Source organism: Sporosarcina sp. Marseille-Q4943 (assembly GCF_943736995.1).
Lineage (GTDB): Bacteria > Bacillota > Bacilli > Bacillales_A > Planococcaceae > Sporosarcina.
Map to the genome: position 1 here is coordinate 1,052,756 of NZ_CALSFT010000002.1, position 17,201 is coordinate 1,069,956.

Sequence of the window (17,201 nt, forward strand, 5' to 3'; positions counted from 1 at the left end):
AAATTCAGTGGAGAATGTTCAAGAAAAAAAAGTGAAGAGGAAATCGCCCGCATTATTGATTGCCGTGCTGACAGCCGTGTTAGTAATAGGTGCCGGTGCCGTTTCCGCTTTCTTTTTATTTAACAAGTCGCCAAAAGTGAAATATCTATTGGCTGAAACAAAAACGTTCACTCAAATGGGTGACCTTTTCGAAGAACGATATAAAAATGAAGTAGACTGGCTGGATGTCCAGAAGAAAAAGCCGGTTGAATCGACCTATGACTTATCAGCGGAATGGAACGATCCGAGTGCCGGTTATGACATGGTCGAACTGCAAAGAATCCTCAACAATACGACATTTTCCATGACGCAAGTGAAAGATCCCGTGGAGAAGGAATGGGAAATGAATTTCAGTGGGAAATTCGGAAGCGTTTCTGTGGACTTCGCCACATTGTATTTTACACCTGAGAAAATGATGGCGGCATTGCCGTTTACAGATAAACTCCTGTTTTTCATGGATGAGGACTACGGGAAGATGATGAGGGAAACGGATGCCTTTTATGAAGGTCCAGAGAAGCTCGGTCTATCCCACTTATTTGAAGAGCAATTTTCCATGGACGGGGAATTCCAAACATACGTGAAAGAGGAGTATATGGAATACCTTTATCATGAGCTTCCAGAAGACGCGTTTACAAGCGAAAAAGAAGAAATTGAACTGTTCGGCGAGAAGGTGAAGACGGAAAAAGTGGCAATGAAACTTTCCGAAGAACAAGTTAAATCTCTCCTTGTGGATCTATTCAAGAAAGCTCGTGAAGATGAAAAGTTAAAGGCGCTATTGAAGGAACAGATCGCCTTTTCGACGATGACAGACGATATTTCCGATCGGAAACTGACTGAGCTCGTTCGTGATTTCGAAGATTCACTAGACGAAGCGATCGATGAAGTGAATGGATGGCATATTCCAAAAGGCATCGAGTCCACAATCTGGCATAAGTCCAGCACCATCGTGAAGCGGGAGTTCGCCATGTCAATCGGGGAAACTAAAGACGAAATTGCCACTTTGAAAATCGAAGGCGTTCAATTATTGGAGAATTCCGGCCAGAAATGGGCGTATTCATTCACCGGCACGAACCCTACTATGCAGGAAGACGCAGTCATCGATTTCAAAGGGGACTTGACGTGGAAAGATGGAAAGTCGGATGATACGATTACCATCACCGTTGAAGATACGACCATTACGTATAATGGGAAGGAAGAATTGGACGGAAAGGTTCGTACATTCAACCGCGAATTCTCGGTATCTGACGAAGATTTTGCCCCTAAGCTTGTTTGGAGCGGCAAAGCGACTCATGAAAAAGATTCAATGAAGGCGGATCACGACTTCACAATCATCGATCCATCCGGATCCATTTCTGCATCTGAAATTTATCTTCGCTTGAAACAGGAAGGAAAAGTCGTGAAGAAGGTGGAGATGCCGGACGAATCCAAAAATCTCGTTGACGTAGGCAAGATGAGCAGTGACGAGATGGATGACCTTGGAGATGAATTGGCTACAGAGTTCGAGAAGTGGGTTACTGAACTAATGGGTGACCTCCAAAACGAGCTTGAAAACTTCTAATGATTGGAAGTGGGCTGTTTGCAATCGTTACAAAAAACAATGTTTTTTACGAATGAATATTTGAAGCAGCTGAGGAAGAAGCGGGCGACCCTTCTTCTTCTTTTTCTATTTCCGCTTTGTTTGATCGGATTGTTGGTCAGCCTTGCAGCAGGTCTAATCATCCCAGCGGAGAACTCTCCAATCCGTGTCGCTTTAGTCGACGAAGACGAGACGAAGGAATCGAAGCTGATCAGCTCTTTGTTGACGGAGACAGCAAACGGTCAAAACACAATTGAAATCTTTCCCGCGTCGGCGGAGGAAGCCGGGCGGTTAATTGATCGGAATGAAATTAGCACTTCTTTTACATTGCCGAAAAATTTCACCGATGATCTTTACGAAGGAGAGTCGGTGACAATCCCGATGCTAGGAAACCCATCGAGGCCAATCGACAGCTTCATCACCAAACAGCTAGTCGATAGCTTGGCCAGATACATTGCTGCTGCACAAGCAAATATTCTGGTGATCAATGACTATGCAAAAGAGACTCCGATGCCTCGTGAAGAGCGGATGGAGATGATGTTTGAGCAATTCGTCGATTTTACGCTATTTACGTTAGGCAAAGATAAGCTACTCGATGAAGAAGTATTGAAGAACTCGGCAACCTCGTCGCCAATCAATTATTTTGTATTATCAGGCTGGCTCATCGTCTTTTCTGTCTGGCTGTTATCGTTTTACATCGTATTGGCTGACGTTGAGTCGAAGTCGATGGCTATAAGAATGAAGCTCTTCGGCGTTACGGTTGGCCAGCGGGTGGCGGGGAGGTTGCTCGTCTCCCTAATTGTCAGTTCACTGCTCGCGGGAATCACCTTTATTATAATGATTAAATTGCTGCAAGTTGAATTTTTTGCTATCGATATGGCGCGCTTCGGGTTATTTGCATTGTTGTATGCGTTTATCCTGCTTTGTGGCATCGCGCTGATCGATGTAGTGTCAGCATCCAAAAGGATAGGTCTGTTTTTGCAATGCTTCTTCGTATTCAGCGTCATTCTCGTGAGCGGTGCATTGATTCCGACATTGTATTTTCCGCAGTCGTTTCAAGATCTCCTCCCTTATTTATTTTCGCCGATCGCACTTGGATGGATGATGGATCTTGTGCTGGAAGGCCGTAATTATGCGAATTACACTTCGTTGGGTATCTATTCGATAATTGCATTCCTCGTCTTATGGATGTCGGTCAGCTGGAAAGAGAGGTGGAGCCGATGATGCGAATGCCCGCTCAGTTTATCAGATTGAAAAAGGAATGGAAAAGTGTCATCTGGTGGCTGCTTGCCCCGATTCTGTTGACGGTTGTCGTTATGAAGACATTCGGCGCTTTACAGGAGGAGTCGAAAGTGCCGATTGCGCTCATCGTTGAAGATACTTCAGTGTTGGCACTGCAATTGGCACAAGAAATAGAGAAAAATGAGATGTTGTCTGTTCGCTATATGGAGCTGGACGATGCCCTACATAAGTTGAAGCAACATGAACTTGACAGTGTCTTCGTCATTCGGGAAGGTTACGGCGAATCAGTGTTGGCGAACCGTCGGAACGGGTTAATTGAAGCGTATTCTTCCAATCGCTCCTTCGCCTATCCGGCGATTTCTGAAACGATCATGTCGTTGGCCCAGCAAGACGTTTCCAGGACGAAAGCGGCCATGGTCATCCGTCAGCTGTTCATTGAATATGGCATGGAGGATAAATGGAATTACGAAGAGATTATCCAAAGAAGTGAAGAGAAGCAAAGGAATGAAAGCCTGCTTAAAACGAGCTTTTCATACGGCAAGCAAAGTGAGTCCGATGAAAAGCCGCTCGAATTATTGAACGGCAGAGGCATATGGGCATTTTTCACGATTATCGCCGCCTTTTTCCTATTCGATTGGATGATCAAGGAAAGCCGGCCTTCGATGCAAGTGAGATGGCTGTATACGTCAACATCGTTTAAAAACCATGCGGTTCGGATGTTAGGTTTGTATTCATTATTGACGTTCTTGTCAGACGGGCTTACTTTGTTTGTTTTCCACTTTGTCTTACAGGATCCCGTCACATTTTCTTTCATCCTCCCTATGCTCGCATTTAGAATGACATTGAATCTTTTCGCATTTCTGTTTGCAATCGTTTATCGTCAATTGTTCATGTACTATATGACCGGAATTGCCGCGGCTCTTTTACTGACCGTTACGGGAGGGGCTGTCGTGCCGCTTGATGCATTGTCTAAAAGAGCGCAATGGGTGGAGATTATCAGTCCTGTACGCTCATTGATGACGACGACGGTCCCGATCGCCTGGCTCTCGTTGTTAATTTTGATGCTGGCTGCTTGGATGATGAAAGGGGGGAAACGGATTGCTTGAAGTGAAAGGCGTCCAAAAGCGATACAGAAGGAAAAGCGTATTGCAAAATGTTTCATTTGAAATGAAAGAAGGGGAAATTGTCGGCCTTGTCGGCGAGAACGGTGCCGGAAAATCGACATTATTGCAAATCTTGGCGACAGCACTGGAACCTACCGCTGGCGAATTGCGTTTAGATGGTAAGCGATATGCGGATGATTTCAAGCGGTTACGGCAGATGATCGGGTATGTACCCCAGGACATTTCCGTTTGGGAAGAGTATACGGTCGAAGAGAATATGCGTTTTTTCGAAAAGCTTTCGTGGCAAAGGCGATCGCCGGAAGAATGCAGGAACCTCTGTCTCGATATGCAGTTGACTCAGTGGAAGGAACCGGTCCATACGCTATCAGGTGGCATGAAGCGCAAGCTTAACTTGGCAATAAGCCTACTGCATGACCCAATTCTTCTTTTATTGGATGAACCGACTGTCGGCATCGATTTGAAATCAAAAACAGAAATCGGCAGATATTTGCTGAATTTGGCTAAGAAGGAAGGAAAGATGATTCTTTATACGTCGCATGACATGGATGAAATTACGAATGTATGCGACCGTGTCTATTCAATTGGCGACGATCCATTTTATCCAACTTTGCTGAAGAAACGCGGAATCGAAGTGGGACAGCTATCATGACGGAAATAGCCATTTTTCCGCCGAGCCCCTCATATACTAAAATTGACTTGAATAGGTGATCAAGTGAAGAAAACAATGAAGTTGGGGATGACAATCGGAATTGCAGTAGTGTTGCTCTGCTTTGGAACATGGTTGTTGTTGGGCAAATGGATGGCAGATGGCCAGAAGCCTGTAGCAGATGGATCAAATGAATATGCAATCATCCTAGGTGCGAAAGTGAATGGGGAAACGCCTTCACTCACTTTGCGCTACCGATTGGAAAAAGCGCTCTCTTATGCCGAAACATATCCTGATGTGAACTTCATCTTGTCGGGCGGTCAAGGCCCGGACGAAGACATTGCAGAAGGGGAAGCGATGCGTCGATACCTGACGGAGAATGGCGTGAAAGAGGAGAGGCTCTTGCTCGAAACCGAGTCGACATCGACGTACGAGAATCTTTTGTATTCCAAGAAACTGTTGCCGAAGGATGTAAATGCCGTAACGATTATTACAAGCGATTTTCATCTCGCTCGGGCAAGGATGATTGCAGCTAGCCTCGATCTCGAGACAGATGCATGGCCGGCCAAGACACCGAAATCAGTGGAAGCCAAGCATCACATAAGGGAACGGCTTGCCCTGATCAAAACGGTTATTGTAGGGAAATGAATTCATAAAAGGACTGTCTCGGAATTAAATCCGAGGCAGTCCTTTTTATTTGTTATCTCAAATGGCAAGCGTCATCTTCAAAGTGTATCAATCGGATGGAAAGTCGGTTTCAATCCTTCGAACGTTGAAATATATCGAAAGCCGATCGAACGTAACAGCTCAAGCGATTCTTTGAAATCGAATGCGATATCTCCCGGCTTGTGGGCATCCGAACCGAGCGTTACGATCTCCCCGCCGCATTCCTTATACAGCTTTAACACATCCTCGCTCGGCAACCCGTTCGGCAAACCGTATCGGACTCCGGATGTATTCAACTCAATCCCTTTTCCCGCAGGAATGATTACGTTAAAAATTTCACGCAACACATCGTGGAAGTCATTGTCGACGATCTCAGGCGCATACCGTTTGATCAAATCAACATGTCCTAAAATGGAGTAGTTTGTAAAGTCTTTCACGCAATGCAGCAATTCATTGTAATATTTCAAAGAGGCTTCCTCGACCGGAATCCCTCTGAAAAGATCCCCATAATGCAATCCTTTCCGTTCGACTGTATGCATGGAGCAAATGATAAAATCAAAATTCTCCGCTTTCAGCATTTCGTCATAACGGTCCAATAAATGTGGCTGCACACCAATCTCGACACCCTTCTTAATACGGATCATTCCGTCATATCGCTTGCTTAATTCATCGATACGCTCACCATATCTCCGCTTATCGAAATCAAATTCAATCGATTCATCAGGATAATCATAATCGATATGTTCCGTAAAGCATATCTCAGACAGGCCTTTAGCTATCGCCCCTTTCACCATATCCTCCATATCTACATTGCAATCTCCAGAAAATGAACTATGCATATGGTAATCAAACATTTGAAAAATTCCTCCTATCAGTTGACAAATTTTAAAAATAGATTTATAGTACGTTATAACTTTAACGTAGTAAAGCGATGAAGTCTACAAGCGAGGTGGTATGTAAATGAATCCAGATTTGATTGATGCGGAAAAGTTCGAGCAAGTGATCAGCACATTAAGCAATCGATTTTCTGCAAATAGGTTCCAACGAATTAAAACTCCGGCTTTCGAACGGTATGACCTCTATTCAAAGGTGACGAGTTCCGTCAACCGGAAAGAGATGGTGAAAGTGATCGATCCATCGGGGGAGGTATTCGTCCTCAGACCGGACGTTACAATACCGATCACACAGGAATTGTCTCATGCACACCGCAAACTGACAAGTGAACACCGATTTTATTATGTGCAGGAAGTATTTCGAAGATCACCCGACCCGGCAGAAAAAACTGAGCGGACACAAGCAGGCATAGAATATTTTTGCAAAAGGTCGCCGGAGGTCGATGCGGAAACGATCTTATTGGCACTAGAGACGATGAAGGACTTGAAGTTCGATGATATCAAAATTGAGATTGGGCACACCGTCTTCTTCCATGAAATGATCACTCAGCTTCCGTTGACAGAATACCAAAGCAATTGTCTGGAAGCATTTATTCGGGCGAAAAACAGTGTTGAAATTGAAGCGCTGCTGTCGACTCTGGATGCAGATGAGGCAATCAAACATGCCGTCACCCAAATTCCTAGTCTTTACGGAAAACCGAGAGAAGTTCTGAACCGTGCAAAGGAAGTTGCCATCACTTCCCGAATGCAAGCTACCCTTTCCTATATCGAGGAAGTTTGCAGGCGATTGACGTTTTATGGATTTGACGAACATATCGTCATCGACTTTGGATTAATTAATCGAATGAATTACTACTCAGGCATCGTTTTTCAAGGGTATGTCGGGCGTTTCGGCAAGCCGGTATTGATGGGTGGGCGATATGATCGTTTGGGCCATGAATTTGATGCAGATTTGCCGGCAATCGGATTTGCTTGCGAAGTTGAAACGTTACTGAAGGCTTCCGATAACCAGAAAATAGTCCATGGAAAGGAGGAGGCATGATGGAAAGTTTGACTGTTGCGATGGCAAAAGGCAGGATTGCCAATCAGGCGATTAAGCTGCTTGAGACTGCTGGAATCCAGTTTTCGGACTTTGATGAAAAAAGCAGGAAACTCATCTTCACAGACGACGAACGGAGCGTTAAGCTGATTTTCGTGAAGGCGGTTGATGTCCCGACATATGTGGAGCTCGGCGCCGCGGATATCGGGGTGATTGGCAAGGATGTCATGCTTGAAGACCCGAAAGATGTGTATGAACTACTGGATCTAGGCATTGGGAAATGCAAACTGTCGGTAGCAGGGTTCCCGGGCGAAAACCTAGTTAACAGTTCTCAGCTGACTGTAGCTTCAAAATATCCAAGTCTGGCAAAAATGCATTTCGATCAAAAAGGCATCCGCACCGAGATGATCAAGTTGAATGGGTCGGTTGAATTAGCGCCACTCATCGGAATGGCTGACGTCATTGTCGACATCGTCGAAACCGGTGCTACCTTGAAAGAGAATGGATTGGTTGTTCTCGAGACAATCGCGGAAGTGAGTGCAAGATTGATTGTGAATAAAGCAAGCTTCGCAATCAAAACAGAGCGTATCCAAAATTTCATTGCTGACGTCAAGACAGGGCTGGAGGTGTATTCATGAAAATCATTACGGCAGCCGACTATGCAGTAGAAATTGAGAAACGGAACGAGCAATCCATAGATCTGGAATTTGATCAGAAAGTGCTGTCGATCATCAATGACGTCCGCATGAACGGGGATACGGCTTTACAAATGTATACCGAGCGGTTCGACGGAGTGAAGTTGGATAATTTCATCGTTACTGATGATGAATTCGACGAGGCCTATACGCTCGTTTCGGAGGCCTTCATCGCCTCTCTACTGAAAGCGAAACAACGAATCATTGATTTTCATACAGAACAGAAGGAACGCTCCTGGTTCATCCGACAGGAGAAAGGCATTATGCTCGGTCAACAAGTGACTCCCATTGAACGGACAGGAATTTACGTGCCAGGCGGGAAGGCGGCCTACCCATCCACTGTCCTTATGAATGCCATCCCTGCAAAAATCGCCGGAGTCGGTCATATTGCCATCACGACACCACCGCAACCGGACGGAAAAGTGAATCCGCACGTTTTGGTCGCAGCGAAAGAGTCTGGTGTGGAAGTCGTCTATAAAGTGGGCGGTGCACAGGCGATTGCGGCGATGGCATATGGCACGGAAACAATCCGGAAAGTGATGAAAATAACAGGACCGGGTAACGCATATGTTGCTAGAGCGAAAAAATGGGTATTCGGAGACGTTGGAATCGACATGATTGCGGGTCCGAGTGAAATTTGTGTGTTGGCAGATGAAACGGCAAACCCTGGGTTCGTAGCGGCAGATCTTTTGTCACAAGCTGAGCATGACGAGCGGGCGGCGGCCATTTGTGTGACGACTAGCGAACAGTTTGCCGGAAAACTTGTGGCAGAAGTGGAAATGCGGTTGCCCGAAATGGACCGAGTGGAAATAGCGAGCCGATCCGTAAACGATTTTGGCAGGATCATCGTCGTTGATTCGCTGACGGAAGCAATTGAAGTAGTTAACAGAATTGCACCAGAGCATTTGCAAGTCATGGTGGAAAATCCGATGGCGCAATTGCCGTTACTCCGAAATGCGGGCGCCATTTTCCTAGGGGCATTCTCGCCGGAAGCATTGGGCGATTATATGGCAGGACCAAACCATACATTGCCGACGAGCGGAACCGCCGCATTCTCGTCTCCGTTAGGCGTTTACGATTTTCTTAAGAAGTCGAGCATCATCCAATATACAGAGGAAGCGTTTGAGGAAGTGGCGGATGACATCATTGTATTGGCGGAAGCGGAACGATTGACTGGTCATGCCGAATCAATTCGGCTGCGGAAGGGGGAGCGTAATGAGAAGTGAAAGGTTATCGAGAAGCACTGCGGAAACTTCGATTGACTTGGAGTTTACAATCGATGGAACTGGAAAAACGGATATACGGACGGGAGTCGGTTTTCTCGACCATATGCTGACTTTGTTTGCGAAGCACGGCAGATTCGATTTAAAGGTTGCGTGTGATGGCGATCTCGCCGTCGATCAGCACCATACCGTCGAGGATATCGGGATCGTGCTTGGCCAGGCGTTTGATCGTTGCATCGGAAAGAAGGAAGGCATCGAACGGTATTCGATGGTTTCAACGCCGATGGATGAAGCATTATCAACCGTGTCACTCGACATAAGCGGACGCTCTTATCTTGTCTATAACGTCGAAGGATTAAAAGACAAAGTAGGGAACTTTGATACTGAGCTGGTAGAGGAGTTTTTCCTCGCGTTCACGCGGCATGCAAATGTGACATTGCATATTAATTTGCAATACGGGAAAAACAGCCACCACATTATTGAATCGATTTTCAAAAGCTTTGGAAGGGCATTGCGCATTGCAAGTTCAATCAATCCTGAAATTGAAGGGATACCATCGACAAAGGGAATGTTATAAGGGGGAGTCGACAATGATTTTATTTCCGGCAATCGATATTAGAGGAGGCAAGTGCGTCCGCCTTATACAAGGCGATTACGCAAAGGAAACCGTCTATCATGAATCGCCATCTGAAATGGCGAAGGAATGGGAAAGGCAAGGCGCCGAGTACATACACGTCGTCGACTTAGACGGCGCAAAAACCGGGGATTCATTGAATGCTGAAGCGATTAGGGAAATCGCAAAGGCTGTGAAAATCCCTGTGCAAGTCGGTGGAGGGATTCGGTCAATGGAAACGATTGATTCACTAATTGCAAACGGCGTCAGCAGGGTCATTATCGGAACGGCTGCTATTCAAAACCCACGCTTCGTCGAAGAAGCGGTCGACAAATATGCCGAGAAAATCGCAGTGTCGATTGACGCACGAAATGGATTCGTCGCGACGGACGGGTGGACGGAAACAACGGATGTCAAAGCGGTCAAATTGTTGCGTTGGCTTGAGGGTATCGGTGTCAAAACAGTCGTCTACACCGACATCTTAAAAGACGGCATGTTGCAAGGTCCGAATTTCGATGAGTTATATGTGATGAACAAAGCGTCCGATATGGACATCATTGCTTCGGGCGGCGTGTCGACCGTTGAAGACATCAGCAAGCTGAAAAAGATGGAGCTGTATGGCGCGATTATCGGGAAGGCGTTGTATGAAGGAAACTTATCTTTGGAAACTGTATTGGAGGTGCAACGATGAAACGAATTATTCCATGCATGGACGTAGATAACCGGAAAGTTGTGAAAGGGAAGAAGTTCCTTGACGTAGTAGAGGTTGCCGATCCTCTTGAACTCGCGAAAAAATATGTCGCAGACGGCGCGGATGAATTGGTCTTTTATGATATTTCGGCCTCTACGAAAAACAGAGGTATGTTCCTCGACTTGATTGAAGAGATTGCAAAGGAAGTCGCGATTCCTTTCATCGTCGGAGGAGGGATCCGGACAATCGATGATGTCGAGAAAATCCTCAGCATCGGTGGAGATAAAGTATCCATTAATAGTGCCGCTTTGCTGAATCCAGAGCTGATTCGAGAAGCTGCGGAGAAATTCGGTTCAGAGCGTATTATGCTTTCAATGGACGTCAAGAAAACCGGCCCCGGTAAATGGTCCGTCTTCGCAAAAGGTGGCATGGAAGATACGGTACTGGATGCCATCGAGTGGGCGAAACAAGGTGAGCAATTGGGCGCCGGTGAACTCGTTGTCAACAGCATCGATGAGGACGGCGTGAAGGATGGCTATGATATCGAGCTCTATAAGGCGATGGCTGCCGCGGTCAGCATACCGATTGTTGCAAGTGGCGGAGCAGGAAAGCCGGATCATTTCGTGGATGTATTGACGGAAGGAAAGGCGAGTGCCGCCCTAGCCGCTTCGGTATTCCACTTCGAAGAAATCCATATCGGGGAATTAAAAACGTACTTGAAAGAACAAAAACAAGTTGTTGGGAATGAATTACGATGAATATCGATATAGATGTACTTTCATTTGATCAGAACGGCTTGATTCCCGCAATTGTCCAGGACGAACGGACAGGCGAAGTGCTCATGCTGGCCTACATGAACCGGGAATCCATCCAAAAGACAGTTGAAACGAAAGAAACTTGGTTTTACAGCCGCTCCAGGCAAGAGCTTTGGAATAAAGGCGCAACTTCCGGCAATCGGCAAGTCGTCAAACGGCTATCCGTCGACTGTGATCACGATGCAATCCTCCTTCAAGTGGCTCCTTCAGGACCCGCATGTCATAAAGGGGAAACAACATGCTTTCACACGATCGGGTTTGAAGAGAACCGTTCGGTACGCGGCGTAGTGCATGAAATCGTGGACGAAATTAAAGACCGGCGAGCGAACCCGATCGAAGGCTCCTATACATCGTATCTGTTTCGTGAAGGAGTGGATAAAGTGTTGAAGAAAATCGGGGAGGAATCTACGGAAGTCGTCATCGGCGCAAAAAATAACGATAAGGATGAATTGACGAATGAACTTGCTGATTTGACGTATCACACACTTGTCCTAATGGAGCTGCTCGATGTGTCGGTCGATGACGTGAAAAAAATCCTTCAGGATAGAAGGCCACAAAAAGATGAGGTGTCCCGGAATGAATAAGTTTTGGAGCGATATGGTGAAACGAGCCGAGCCATACGTGCCGGGCGAACAATTGAATGCGCCGGACATCATCAAATTGAATACGAACGAAAACCCTTATCCACCAAGCCCGCTCGTAAAAGAAGCGATATTGGAAGAGTTAGAGGGGCAGCTCCGGCTATATCCATCCCCGACAGCTGACGGATTGCGGCTCGCCATTGCGGAGACGTACGACGTTTCAAAGGACGAAGTTTTCGTAGGAAACGGGTCGGATGAAGTTCTCGCCTTTTCATTCATGGCCTTCTTCCATCCCGGTAAACCGATCCGCTTCCCGAACATCACATACAGCTTTTATCCGGTATATGCCAAACTGTTTGACATTCCATATGAGCTCGTAAGTGTGAATGAAGACTTCACATTACGTGCGGAATCTTTCTTCGGGTCTGAAGGAGGCGTCATCATTCCGAATCCGAATGCGCCGACCAGCCTCTATATGGAGCTTTCATCGATTGAATCGATCTTAATCAATAACCCCGACACCGTCGTCATCATCGATGAGGCGTATATCGATTTTGCGACAGTATCTGCTGTCGAATTGGTGAAGACGTATGACAATCTCCTCGTCGTCCAGACGACCTCAAAATCCCGTTCGCTGGCAGGTATGCGTGTTGGCTATGCAATTGGGCATCCTGACTTAATTGAGGCGCTTGTTAGAATCAAGGATTCCGTCAATTCCTACACGATCGACAGGCTTGCGATTGCCGGTGCGACTGCTGCATTCAAGGACCAGGAATACTTCGACAACACGGTAAAGAAAATTAAAAAGACACGGCAGCGGCTTATACAGGCTTTAGAGGAAATGGGTTTCCACGTTTTACGGTCACAAGCGAACTTCGTCTTTGCCTCGCATGCCGAAAGGGCAGCAGTCGAGTTATATATGCAGTTGAAAGGAGAGGGAATCCTCGTACGCCATTTCAATCAACCTGATATTGAAAACTATTTGCGGATTTCAATTGGCACAGACGAACAGATTCATAGTCTACTAAGTAAACTGGAACAATTGATGGCAGTCGATGTGCAAAAATAAAAAGAGGATGGCAATGCGGGATAGGGAACTGCTATACTGTTGTCAAATGGAAGTTTTGGCGTAAAGGAGGAGCATCCAGATGACAACACCGAAATTCATCGATATTGCATTGATCATTTTCTTAGGCTATTTTGCAATTGACCGTTTCACAAAAGGGCAGACCGGCATTGCCATTTTCTTCACTGTCTTGGCACTCATGAATGTACTCGTTCTCGTCATGAAAATAAAACAGGATAAAACGAGGCGAATGAGCCAAACTAACGAAAGCTGACATTATATGATGCAGCTTTTTTCTTCTGTTTTTGCCGAGTTTATGGTATACTGACTGAATGCAAAAGTGAGAAGTGAGGAATTGACATGAAAAAATCAATTTACGGCTTGACATTGGCACAGCTGACAGATTGGCTAGTCGAAAATGGACAACAGAAATTCCGTGCTGCACAAGTGTGGGACTGGCTTTATAAAAAGCGTGTCACCAACTTTGCAGACATGACGAATATAAATAAAGAATGCCTTCAAGTATTGGATGAGAATTTTGTTATACAGACGCTCGAGCAATCCGTAAAGCAAGTTTCAGAAGATGGCACGATCAAATTTCTATTTAAAATGCAAGACGGGAACTTGATTGAAACTGTATTGATGAAATTCCCATACGGATATTCAGTATGTGTTACGACACAGGTTGGATGCAATATCGGATGCAGTTTTTGCGCTAGCGGTTTATTGAAGAAAAACAGGGATTTGGATGGCGGGGAAATCGTCGGTCAAATTATGAAAGTACAACAGCACCTTGACGAGGTCGGTAAAGGGGAACGAGTCAGCCACATCGTCGTAATGGGAATCGGCGAACCGTTCGACAACTACACGAATTTGATGAACTTCCTACGTGTCATCAATGACCAGAAAGGGTTATCGATCGGTGCGCGCCATATTACCGTTTCAACGAGCGGCCTGACACCGAAAATCCGCGAGTTCGCGGAAGAAAATATCCAAATCAATTTGGCGGTATCCCTCCATGCGCCGAACAATGAACTACGGACGAGCATTATGAAAATCAACAAAGCATATCCGATTGAAAAGCTGATGGAAGCTATCGATTACTATTTGGAAACGACAAACCGCCGGATTACTTTCGAATACATCCTATTGGATGACGTGAACGATCATATCGCGGAAGCCGAGCAATTGGCAAAACTGCTTTATAATAAACGTCATTTGTCTTACGTCAACCTCATCCCATACAACCCGGTCGATGAGCACGGACAATACCAACGAAGCAAACCGGAAGCGATCAAGTCATTTTACGAAGCATTGAAAAAACGCGGCATCAACTGCGGCGTCCGTTGGGAACAAGGTTCCGACATCGACGCGGCTTGCGGACAGCTGCGAAGCAAGCAAATTAAAAAAGAAAAAACGGTAAAATAAATGATAAAACGCATGCCTGAAAAATAAATGGCATGCGTTTTTGTATTGTTACGCGTTGATTTTCCGATTCTCTTCACTAATTAACTCTCCATCTTTAGACAGCGGCGCAAATCTTGCATTGAAGAATCGGAGGGTCGGCGGCTCGTAGACCATGTTCAACCCACAAATTGCATCCCTTTTCTCATATAACGCCAAAATCGAATCGACGACGACATCCATATGATTATTCGTATACACTCTGCGCGGTATTGTCAGGCGTACGAGCTCAAGATTCGGCCGGTTATGCTCGCCCGTCTGTATATCCCGTCCCGCGGAAACGATGCCGCGCTCCATGCTGCGAACTCCGGAATCCAAGTAAAGGGCAGCGGCAAGCGCCTGGGCCGGAAATTCCTCCTGACGCAAATGGGGAAGGAAAGCGCGCGCATCCAAAAATACCGCATGGCCGCCAATGGGCTGCACAATCGGAATGCCGGCATCCAACAGCTGTTGCCCGAGATGCCTCACTTGGCCGATTCGATGCTCGATATAATGGTCATCGACAGCTTCACGTATGCCGATCGCCATCGCTTCCATATCCCGGCCAGCCATTCCGCCATAGGAAGGCATCCCTTCATAGACGACAACGAGCTCGCGTGAACGGATATAGAGATCCTCGTCGTTCATCGCGAGGAATCCTCCGATATTCACAAGGCAATCCTTTTTCCCGCTCATCGTGCACCCGTCGGAATAAGACATCATTTCCTTCAATATTTCTGACACAGGGCGATCCGCGTACCCATCTTCCCGTTCTTTAATAAAGTAAGCGTTTTCAACACAGCGCGTCGCATCGAACATGACGTCGATTTGATGGGACTTGCACAGCTCATATACCTCTTTCATATTTTGCATGCTGACAGGCTGTCCGCCCGCTAGATTCACTGTGACGGCAAGACAGACGTAAGGGATCTTGTCAGCACCTACTTTTTCAATCAAATTACGCAGCTTATTCAGATCGACATTCCCTTTGAATGGGAGATCGATCGATGGATCATGTGCTTCGTCAATGATGATATCGACAAACGTGGCGCCGTTCATCTCCTGGTGGGCACGCGTCGTCGTGAAATACATATTGCCGGGCACATAATCGCCTTCTTTAATTTTTAGCTGCGATAAAATATTTTCCGCACCGCGTCCTTGATGCGTCGGCAATACGTATCGATAGCCGTATACATCACGGACTGCTTGCTCGAGCCGCTTCCAGCTCTTGCTGCCGGCATAGGCTTCATCGCCCGTCATGAGCGCTCCCCATTGCGCATCACTCATCGCCGTCGTTCCGCTATCCGTCAACAGGTCAATGTACACATCCTCCGAATCAATTAAAAACGTATTGTACCCAGCGCGTTCGAGAGACTCTTTGCGTTCCTCATAAGATAGCATGGAGAGCGTCTCCACGCTTTTAATCTTATAAGGCTCAGCAGTTCTTCTTTTCAATACAAACATCCCCTTTAGAAAAATTCTCCCCAAATTCACTATATCCCTTGAAAAACTATTATTCAATTAATTTGAAATAGTTCTATTCAATAGCGATAAAAGGCCGCACTCCATATATATGAGGCGGCCGTTCATCCATTCCTATTTTCTTGTTTTTTGTATGCCGATAACGATGAATTGTACAATAATGGCGAGCCCGAATCCGAAAGTCGAAATGATGAATAAGGATAGGACACCGATTAAATCGCCAAATCCGTTCTGATCCATAAGGAAGCTCCTGAAAAACTCCACGAAGCCTAGTATGAGGGCAGCCATGAAAATTCTGAAGGCAATTTTAAATTTATAGAAGAGAAGGGAAGATGCAAGAATACCGACAGTCAGACTGAATACACCGAACGTCAAGTAATTTTTGAACACCAATTCAGTCCCTAAAATGGTCCGAATCCCTAAGATGAGCAGGACGAAGGAAGTCAGTCCAGTGAAAAAACCTATTTTCCATAATTTTTTATCCAATGAAGTGCACCCGCTTTCAGTACATATCATAACGGAAAACGATGGGGAAGTGTAGGGTGAAGTGACAATGCAAATTAAAACGGCCGTCCCCCTCTAGGAGTATCTCCTAGAAAGGAACAGCCGCAAATGTAGCACTTCATTCAAAAGCGCGTTGTATTACATCTTTTTTATTTCTTCGCAATCAATACAAGTTTTCCGTGATCGAGTTCTTTTTCCGCATCGGCGGCATCTTCTGCTGTCAATCCGGCTGCCTCCATCTTACTGCGGAGCTCGTCTCCACGGGATGTGAACATGTTTTTCATGCTGTCAAGGAATCCTTGCTCTTTCATGCCTACGCTTTCCGTATCAAGGGCATCCGTAATATGCTCAGTTCTTTTTTTATCGTGGGCGAAAATATAAATGTCATCATGCGTGTAACCTTGTGACGTCAATTCCTCAATTTCCTTTTTTGCCTGCACGGCATTCTCAACGACTTTTTTCAAGACCATATGAAAATTACCTCCCATTTGTATTTGTTCTATCTATACCTCTACTGGGATAAAATAAACAAACGGAAGAGTCAAAAAGCGAAAGGATCTCCTTTGAGCCGCTTGTATGATTGGATGAATTCATTTGGGTTTTCATTCACGCCAAATGTAAAAACACCGCGGTTCGTATGGAGATAGAAAAGCCCTGTGCCGTTTGAGAAGGGGCGATAAGAGACATCATGGACATGCTCAAGTGAAAACGTATGGTCCGATGAGGCAATCGATTCCTCGTATAGCAGGAGGGTGCGGGCTGTTTGTCGATGCTTCTGTTCAAACCAATTGATTGACCGCTCGATTGTGAAATAATTTAGAGATGATATTGAGTCTTTCAAGCGGATTCCTCCCGGTATTTAT

At 45.8% G+C, this 17,201-nt stretch carries 20 protein-coding genes; 15 read left to right on the top strand and 5 right to left on the bottom strand.

Annotation, left to right across the window (positions count from 1 at the left end; translation table 11 throughout):
- Nucleotides 1–7 precede the first annotated feature (7 nt).
- The 5 genes from NIT04_RS05100 to NIT04_RS05120 all read left to right on the top strand — a co-directional run bounded on the left by NIT04_RS05100 (nt 8) and on the right by NIT04_RS05120 (nt 5,275).
- Nucleotides 8–1,597 (top strand): DUF6583 family protein, encoded by a 1,590-nt coding sequence (locus tag NIT04_RS05100; protein ID WP_252502515.1) that lies wholly within the window; start codon nt 8–10, stop codon nt 1,595–1,597.
- An 18-nt stretch (nt 1,598–1,615) separates the two neighbouring features.
- A complete protein-coding gene (locus NIT04_RS05105; RefSeq protein WP_252502516.1) occupies nt 1,616–2,839 on the top strand; it encodes an ABC transporter permease in 1,224 nt (407 codons plus the stop codon).
- Nucleotides 2,836–3,963, top strand: coding sequence for an ABC transporter permease (locus NIT04_RS05110; RefSeq protein ID WP_252502517.1), 1,128 nt, complete (start codon nt 2,836–2,838; stop codon nt 3,961–3,963). Before NIT04_RS05105 ends, NIT04_RS05110 begins: the two co-directional genes overlap by 4 nt.
- Before the next feature lies 1 nt (nt 3,964).
- Entirely contained in the window at nt 3,965–4,630 is a 666-nt protein-coding gene (locus NIT04_RS05115) for an ABC transporter ATP-binding protein (RefSeq protein WP_371922522.1), read from the top strand.
- Between the two features lie 63 nt (nt 4,631–4,693).
- Nucleotides 4,694–5,275, top strand: a complete 582-nt coding sequence (locus NIT04_RS05120; RefSeq protein WP_252502519.1) for a YdcF family protein — start codon at nt 4,694–4,696, stop codon at nt 5,273–5,275.
- A gap of 77 nt (nt 5,276–5,352) precedes the next feature.
- Here the strand turns inward: NIT04_RS05120 and NIT04_RS05125 are convergent, their stop codons facing one another.
- Complete coding sequence (locus NIT04_RS05125; RefSeq protein ID WP_252502520.1) at nt 5,353–6,147, bottom strand: histidinol-phosphatase HisJ family protein; 795 nt, start codon at nt 6,145–6,147, stop codon at nt 5,353–5,355.
- A 106-nt stretch (nt 6,148–6,253) separates the two neighbouring features.
- On the opposite strand from NIT04_RS05125, the gene NIT04_RS05130 reads away from it, so the two are divergent.
- From NIT04_RS05130 to rlmN, 10 genes are all read left to right on the top strand, one after another.
- Nucleotides 6,254–7,228 carry an ATP phosphoribosyltransferase regulatory subunit gene (locus NIT04_RS05130; RefSeq protein WP_252502521.1) on the top strand — a complete coding sequence of 325 codons (975 nt, stop codon included), beginning with the start codon at nt 6,254–6,256 and terminating at the stop codon, nt 7,226–7,228.
- On the top strand, nt 7,228–7,863 hold the full coding sequence (gene hisG, locus NIT04_RS05135; RefSeq protein ID WP_252502522.1) for an ATP phosphoribosyltransferase: 636 nt from the start codon (nt 7,228–7,230) through the stop codon (nt 7,861–7,863). Before NIT04_RS05130 ends, hisG begins: the two co-directional genes overlap by 1 nt.
- Complete coding sequence (gene hisD, locus NIT04_RS05140) at nt 7,860–9,146, top strand: histidinol dehydrogenase (RefSeq protein WP_252502523.1); 1,287 nt, start codon at nt 7,860–7,862, stop codon at nt 9,144–9,146. The genes hisG and hisD overlap by 4 nt, the downstream gene beginning before the upstream one ends.
- Nucleotides 9,136–9,720, top strand: coding sequence for an imidazoleglycerol-phosphate dehydratase HisB (gene hisB, locus NIT04_RS05145; protein ID WP_252502524.1), 585 nt, complete (start codon nt 9,136–9,138; stop codon nt 9,718–9,720). The genes hisD and hisB overlap by 11 nt, the downstream gene beginning before the upstream one ends.
- 13 nt (nt 9,721–9,733) lie before the next feature.
- Complete coding sequence (hisA, locus tag NIT04_RS05150) at nt 9,734–10,447, top strand: 1-(5-phosphoribosyl)-5-[(5-phosphoribosylamino)methylideneamino]imidazole-4-carboxamide isomerase (RefSeq protein WP_252502525.1); 714 nt, start codon at nt 9,734–9,736, stop codon at nt 10,445–10,447.
- Nucleotides 10,444–11,205 carry an imidazole glycerol phosphate synthase subunit HisF gene (gene hisF / locus NIT04_RS05155; RefSeq protein ID WP_252502526.1) on the top strand — a complete coding sequence of 254 codons (762 nt, stop codon included), beginning with the start codon at nt 10,444–10,446 and terminating at the stop codon, nt 11,203–11,205. Before hisA ends, hisF begins: the two co-directional genes overlap by 4 nt.
- A complete protein-coding gene (hisIE, locus tag NIT04_RS05160) occupies nt 11,196–11,846 on the top strand; it encodes a bifunctional phosphoribosyl-AMP cyclohydrolase/phosphoribosyl-ATP diphosphatase HisIE (RefSeq protein ID WP_252503196.1) in 651 nt (216 codons plus the stop codon). Before hisF ends, hisIE begins: the two co-directional genes overlap by 10 nt.
- Nucleotides 11,839–12,912: a histidinol-phosphate transaminase gene (gene hisC, locus NIT04_RS05165; protein ID WP_252502527.1), complete on the top strand. Its 1,074-nt coding sequence runs from the start codon at nt 11,839–11,841 to the stop codon at nt 12,910–12,912. Before hisIE ends, hisC begins: the two co-directional genes overlap by 8 nt.
- Nucleotides 12,913–12,991: 79 nt before the next feature.
- Nucleotides 12,992–13,183: a hypothetical protein gene (locus NIT04_RS05170; protein WP_252502528.1), complete on the top strand. Its 192-nt coding sequence runs from the start codon at nt 12,992–12,994 to the stop codon at nt 13,181–13,183.
- 86 nt (nt 13,184–13,269) lie between these two features.
- Complete coding sequence (rlmN, locus tag NIT04_RS05175) at nt 13,270–14,337, top strand: 23S rRNA (adenine(2503)-C(2))-methyltransferase RlmN (RefSeq protein ID WP_252502529.1); 1,068 nt, start codon at nt 13,270–13,272, stop codon at nt 14,335–14,337.
- Nucleotides 14,338–14,385: 48 nt separating this feature from the next.
- On the opposite strand, the gene NIT04_RS05180 is transcribed toward rlmN, so the two are convergent.
- From NIT04_RS05180 to NIT04_RS05195, 4 genes are all read right to left on the bottom strand, one after another.
- Nucleotides 14,386–15,807, bottom strand: a complete 1,422-nt coding sequence (locus tag NIT04_RS05180; RefSeq protein ID WP_252502530.1) for a tyrosine phenol-lyase — start codon at nt 15,805–15,807, stop codon at nt 14,386–14,388.
- 141 nt (nt 15,808–15,948) lie between these two features.
- A complete protein-coding gene (locus NIT04_RS05185; protein WP_252502531.1) occupies nt 15,949–16,320 on the bottom strand; it encodes a hypothetical protein in 372 nt (123 codons plus the stop codon).
- A gap of 167 nt (nt 16,321–16,487) precedes the next feature.
- Nucleotides 16,488–16,808 carry a general stress protein gene (locus tag NIT04_RS05190; RefSeq protein ID WP_252502532.1) on the bottom strand — a complete coding sequence of 107 codons (321 nt, stop codon included), beginning with the start codon at nt 16,806–16,808 and terminating at the stop codon, nt 16,488–16,490.
- Nucleotides 16,809–16,879: 71 nt separating this feature from the next.
- The gene (locus tag NIT04_RS05195) at nt 16,880–17,179 is read right to left on the bottom strand and encodes a hypothetical protein (RefSeq protein WP_252502533.1); all 300 of its coding nucleotides are present in this window, start codon (nt 17,177–17,179) and stop codon (nt 16,880–16,882) included.
- Nucleotides 17,180–17,201: the final 22 nt, after the last annotated feature.

What these genes read in the sequence shown, in the direction of transcription:
- rlmN (WP_252502529.1), top strand. Translation starts at nt 13,270, where the DNA reads ATGAAAAAATCAATTTACGGCTTGACATTGGCACAGCTGACAGATTGG.
- hisF (WP_252502526.1), top strand. Translation starts at nt 10,444, where the DNA reads ATGAAACGAATTATTCCATGCATGGACGTAGATAACCGGAAAGTTGTG.
- hisB (WP_252502524.1), top strand. Translation starts at nt 9,136, where the DNA reads ATGAGAAGTGAAAGGTTATCGAGAAGCACTGCGGAAACTTCGATTGAC.
- hisD (WP_252502523.1), top strand. Translation starts at nt 7,860, where the DNA reads ATGAAAATCATTACGGCAGCCGACTATGCAGTAGAAATTGAGAAACGG.
- hisC (WP_252502527.1), top strand. Translation starts at nt 11,839, where the DNA reads ATGAATAAGTTTTGGAGCGATATGGTGAAACGAGCCGAGCCATACGTG.
- NIT04_RS05130 (WP_252502521.1), top strand. Translation starts at nt 6,254, where the DNA reads ATGAATCCAGATTTGATTGATGCGGAAAAGTTCGAGCAAGTGATCAGC.
- NIT04_RS05190 (WP_252502532.1), bottom strand. Translation starts at nt 16,808, where the DNA reads ATGGTCTTGAAAAAAGTCGTTGAGAATGCCGTGCAGGCAAAAAAGGAA.
- hisG (WP_252502522.1), top strand. Translation starts at nt 7,228, where the DNA reads ATGGAAAGTTTGACTGTTGCGATGGCAAAAGGCAGGATTGCCAATCAG.
- hisA (WP_252502525.1), top strand. Translation starts at nt 9,734, where the DNA reads ATGATTTTATTTCCGGCAATCGATATTAGAGGAGGCAAGTGCGTCCGC.
- NIT04_RS05125 (WP_252502520.1), bottom strand. Translation starts at nt 6,147, where the DNA reads ATGTTTGATTACCATATGCATAGTTCATTTTCTGGAGATTGCAATGTA.
- NIT04_RS05170 (WP_252502528.1), top strand. Translation starts at nt 12,992, where the DNA reads ATGACAACACCGAAATTCATCGATATTGCATTGATCATTTTCTTAGGC.
- NIT04_RS05110 (WP_252502517.1), top strand. Translation starts at nt 2,836, where the DNA reads ATGATGCGAATGCCCGCTCAGTTTATCAGATTGAAAAAGGAATGGAAA.